Below are 4,761 nucleotides of genomic sequence, written 5' to 3' on the forward strand. Positions count from 1 at the left end.
TTATTTGTTGACTCAAAACTACGACACAATACGCCCCTAGCATACAGGCATTAGACCAACGATCAGGAAAACTCGGTGAATGGTGGGAATGGGGAGGTGAAAAGCAAATAAGAGTATTTTTTACACCTAAACAAAAAACAAGAGTAATTTTTCATTATTTTTACACTCGTAAAACGAACAGAAGTAAAATTTACACTTGTAGAAATGACTAAATTTGACCGAAAATATCCCTATAACAATTTACCATTATTACCACCAACAAAATATCTCAAGATGTATCCAGACAGAAACGAATGGGAGAAATAAAATTGAAATGAAAAAGGAAGGCAACTGATTTTGAGATAGTGCGCGACAATGGAATTTATACAAGAGTAAAACCCGCTTTCCAGCTATCTATATCAACCTCATATGGTGAAATCTCAAAACCTTTAAGCTGATCGCTGAAACCTCTAAATTTTGAGATCCTTACTAAAGCTGCCTCAGCTAATTCTTTGGAGCTGTATACTCGGATCAATTTAACGTCCTCACCCCCAGCCAATGTTTCATCAACATAGGTGTGCCATAATAAATAAACGTGTTTCATACAAAAAATCTTTTATATGATCTAATGATTTCTCTATAGACAAGCTCTTTAATAAATTTATGACTTTTTAAAACAATTTTTCCTTTGTAAGCCTTTCTTGAATTATCAATACTGAACATCCGATACGATAAATGGCTCCCCAAAATCCAATCTATTAAAAAAGTAATAGCATCTCATCAAATTACCTTTAAATTATCCTCTAAAAACACATTTGGTTCTTCCGCTCTACCAAAAAGATAATTAGCGATCGATGCACTATTTTTGACATTATCTTCTGGTCGCACAAAAAGCTTAATAAACCCGAAGAGCGAACCGCAGCCCGCAGTTTCAAACAAATCCCGAAGCCGCTGATCATGCTCAATATCATAATCCAAAAACGCGGTGACCCGGTCTATCATCAGATATTTAGCGTCTTCCTTTTCCAACCCCACAATCTCCTTCAGCTTTGTACCCTCGGGAGTACCTTCATTTGTCAGAAAAAGAAAGGTACGTATGATCCATTTATCACCATGATAGCTCACCAGAAAATAGCCAACCTTGTGTCTGGCACAATAACAGGCGATGAGTACCTACCCACGATATACGATTACCTCGGGTGTACCATAAATAAAAGTCTGGGCAAGGTAAATCTGTATGAAGCCTTTGGGACTATAGGTGCGTTCTTCGAAACGATTGAGCGCATGATGCTGTATATAGAGTGGTTTGGCTTCCGCATCGGAAATATGTGTAATACCGAACCTCGCCGGATCGAATTGTATCCATTGTGTCCAGTCGCCTACGAAAACCGAAGCATCACCGATGGCCACAATTGGTCTTGCGAAGCCATCGATCTCCTGCTTATCCAATTTGTTTTTCAACCTCCGCAAGCGGACCTGATTTCGCCCGCCGGGCTTAGTCAGTGCCAGATCGGATACATCAAACTGCAAGGTGCCTTTGATAGGATCATAAAACTGCTCGTTCGTAAAGCTCAATGTATAAAAAGCTCTAGTCTTCGTTTGAAAAAGCCAGTCTCCGGAGGTCAGATAAGGCGCAAAAGCAGTCCTCATCTTGACATGCTCTTTAATACAGTGGCTAGAAAGGAACTCGACAAAATGAACAATAAGTGCCAAATCCGTAAAAAAAGTCGAAATAAAAATCTGCTCGCCCGATGGTAGGGTGAGCGTGCATTTTTTGATAAGACCAGTAATGCTTGCCCGATAGCTTTCTCGGCTCTGAGTGTCGGCAATAACGTCGTCATCAATAATGATCTTTAGTGCCGGATAACGGTTTTTATAAAACTGAGCCAATAGCTTTGGAGAAAGCATCTCAAAGTAGCCCGGACCGACCATTTTTTCGAAAAGTAGTTTAATCGACTTGATATAGGCGCGATATCTTTCCTGAGTCTCTTTAGCGGTATTGACTGGAGCTTTGGTTTTCTTCTTCCTTTTCATATTTAACTTTCCCCTTCTTCATAAGGAGTTTGAGCGGCAATAATCAATGATTCGGCCAACAGCAAAAACATATGCTTTTCCGTCTGTGATTCCATGGCATAGCCAATATCAAGAAATGCTGGCACCATCTTGTCGTATATCTCCTTGGTTTGTCTGACTTGTTGCTCCACAGCTTCCATATCATTGCCTGACCGCATATAAACATGCACCAAATAGCCAAATAGCTCATCCTGCTTGCTGCTGTAGGACTGATCATACCAGTTTTCGTTGGTTTCTTCCAACACCATCACCCACGCACTTATTTTATTAAACTTTTGGCTCTTGACATAATCCTCCTGATCTGTGAGGTGGTCGATCTCAAACAGCAACAGCATGATGACATCGTTCTGCTGGTAAGCATGATCAAGGATACGGATCAGATCGCTCTTCTTGATATCACCCGTATCAGTAATGGTGAACTCATCGGTCATCTGTTGCATAAGGGTATGATAAAGCTCCACCACTTTTCGGGGTTTGTCCATTTCGCCTTTTTCTGTAAAATGCGATAAGGGTGTAAATCCGAGATGGTCCTGCAGGTATTGATCCATGATGGCCCCGCTCTCTTTACTTTCGTCCAGTTTGTCCAGGGGCAAATCCAAATTGGGGACGACCATATTCAATATCCGGCCAAACTCTTGTAACCCCAGATCACCGGCATAGGGCTGCCCGGTATGGCGGGTATAAAACTCGAGCTGATCTGGGCCTGGGGTAGACAGCTCAAAGGATTGATCGCAGAGAGTAATAATCGCCTCGGCCACGGTTTGCTCCTCATGCTCGGTCAGGCTAAATCTTTCCTTCTGCTCATTCAGCTGCTGTGCCATCCAAAAGTAGGTGTCAGCCAGGACATCTGCCCAATCGCCCATAACCCGGTGATAACAGGCTTTGACCTGCTGCATAAGTGCTTTACTTTTATTTCGATCCGCTTTGAGACGTAGATATTCTTCTTTGAATTCATAAAACTTTTCGATCAGCTGATTTCTATTATAATAGCGTGCTATGCTCCATAAGTTGCTATTTTGCTCCTCAGAAAATACATTATCTTCCAAATGAGCGAAGGCACTGTCAAAAGTTCGTTTGACCGCATCTGCAGGCGGGGGCTCCACGCTAACGGGAATATCTAGACATCTGAGCAAGAGACATTCGCACAGATGGGTAAAGCGCTGGTCGCTTACCTGATAGGTCCTCACTTCAAGTAACAGATCATCAATGGAGTCCAATAGTTGCTGGTCAGCCTTTCCTACAAAAAAATCTAGCGAACCTTGAGCCTTTGTAGCGACATCCATCGCCAGTTCACTCAAAATCGGATAACGGTCTGCCATTTCCAGTAAATGGCCGGGCCGGATATACAGATTCAAATAGTCAGACTCACTCTGTGCCGGTTGATGAGCCATGATTTGATCATTCTGCCAGAATAAACGACACTGTCGCTTAGTAACGCGGTGTTGCTCCTGCCCATGTGCAAACCTTAAAAGGCAGTCCTCAGACAATTGTATATGAAAGGTGACGACTGGCTCCGCTGGAATAGTGTATATTTTTTTTTCATCTTCGGTAAAACTGGCGAAGAAGCAGGCGGTAATATTGTTGCCATAGAGGTAGTGGCATTTGATGGTGGAATCTCCAAAAATATATTCCTGAAAATCTATAATGGTGCCCTGATCTTTTAAACTAAAATTGGAGTATGATGTGGGAGCATCTGGCTTATCACTGAGAAATACCTCTAAGATGGGATGTTGATCTGCTGACTGTTGGTTCATATTGGATATCGGTTAAATAGCTCGTGATTCCCATGGCGCTGCTGTGAGAAATCACAATAAGTTTATAATCGAAAAATATAGCTTAAAGATCAGTCAATGATCTGACTGATCTGTTTATAACTTTAAGATAGTAATATTTAATTAATTAAACAAAAAATCGCAGTAAATTGTGACAGAGCGTATCAATCTGACAGGCAGAATTGGAACAATGGTTTAAAAAGATATTTTTTATAAAACTATTTCAAATCGACTGTTGTTCTTATAATACAAAACGGCTACAAGCTACCTTTCGAAAGAAAGGGCCGACATAAAAATTGGCGTCGTACAGTGAAAATCCAATAGTCCTGAAAAACTTTGGATGACGAAACAAAAAAGAGGAAACGATAGGAAACATAAAGATTACTGTACAAATAAACGCTAAGAGAAAGGGTCTGATGAGAATCAGGCCCTTTTGACGTAAAAAAGCCACATCTCACGAGGTGGCTCTACGACATTTATATATTTGTAAGGGATGGCTCTTATTTATACGAATTAAACGATTGGGATACTTTCCAGGTATTGCCCTCACGTTCCAAAGTAACGAGATCAGTCTTGGTAAAGTCTTCAAATTTCAAGGTTACTTTGGCAACCATGTAATCCGCTGACTCTTCGATAATGTCAGTTTTTACTGTACAGTTCAGCTTCTCTCCTTTTTGTTTTTTCAAGGATTTAACGACTTCGCTACGGTTATGATTTTGTGCATTGGATGCTTGGATTTTTTTATTGAAATCTGTCGCAAATAACTGCTCCACGCCTGCAGATTCACCTTCGGTCGTTACCGCAACATAATGCGCTAAAGCGAAGTCTGCTGTGGAAAGATCTACGTTTGCTTTTTCAGATTTTGATGCTGTTTTGTCAGCCGCCATAGCGAATGTTGATACTGCGATTAAGGCTGCTGCTGCGAATGTTTTTACTA

At 41.1% G+C, this 4,761-nt stretch carries 5 protein-coding genes; all 5 read right to left on the reverse strand.

Annotation, left to right across the window (positions count from 1 at the left end):
• Positions 1-361: 361 nt before the first annotated feature.
• Complete coding sequence (locus B4G94_RS20175) at positions 362-583, reverse strand: DUF7336 domain-containing protein (protein ID WP_286861453.1); 222 nt, start codon at positions 581-583, stop codon at positions 362-364.
• Between the two features lie 176 nt (positions 584-759).
• Positions 760-1,104 (reverse strand): hypothetical protein, encoded by a 345-nt coding sequence (locus B4G94_RS20180; protein ID WP_286861455.1) that lies wholly within the window; start codon positions 1,102-1,104, stop codon positions 760-762.
• 48 nt (positions 1,105-1,152) lie between these two features.
• Complete coding sequence (locus B4G94_RS20185; RefSeq protein ID WP_286861457.1) at positions 1,153-2,013, reverse strand: hypothetical protein; 861 nt, start codon at positions 2,011-2,013, stop codon at positions 1,153-1,155.
• A gap of 2 nt (positions 2,014-2,015) precedes the next feature.
• Complete coding sequence (locus tag B4G94_RS20190; protein ID WP_286861459.1) at positions 2,016-3,806, reverse strand: hypothetical protein; 1,791 nt, start codon at positions 3,804-3,806, stop codon at positions 2,016-2,018.
• A 518-nt stretch (positions 3,807-4,324) separates the two neighbouring features.
• Positions 4,325-4,761: nuclear transport factor 2 family protein (locus B4G94_RS20195; RefSeq protein WP_286861461.1), on the reverse strand; the 437-nt coding region annotated here is incomplete at its 5' end.

The organism is Sphingobacterium sp. UBA7625 (genome assembly GCF_002484085.1).
GTDB lineage: Bacteria > Bacteroidota > Bacteroidia > Sphingobacteriales > Sphingobacteriaceae > Sphingobacterium > Sphingobacterium athyrii.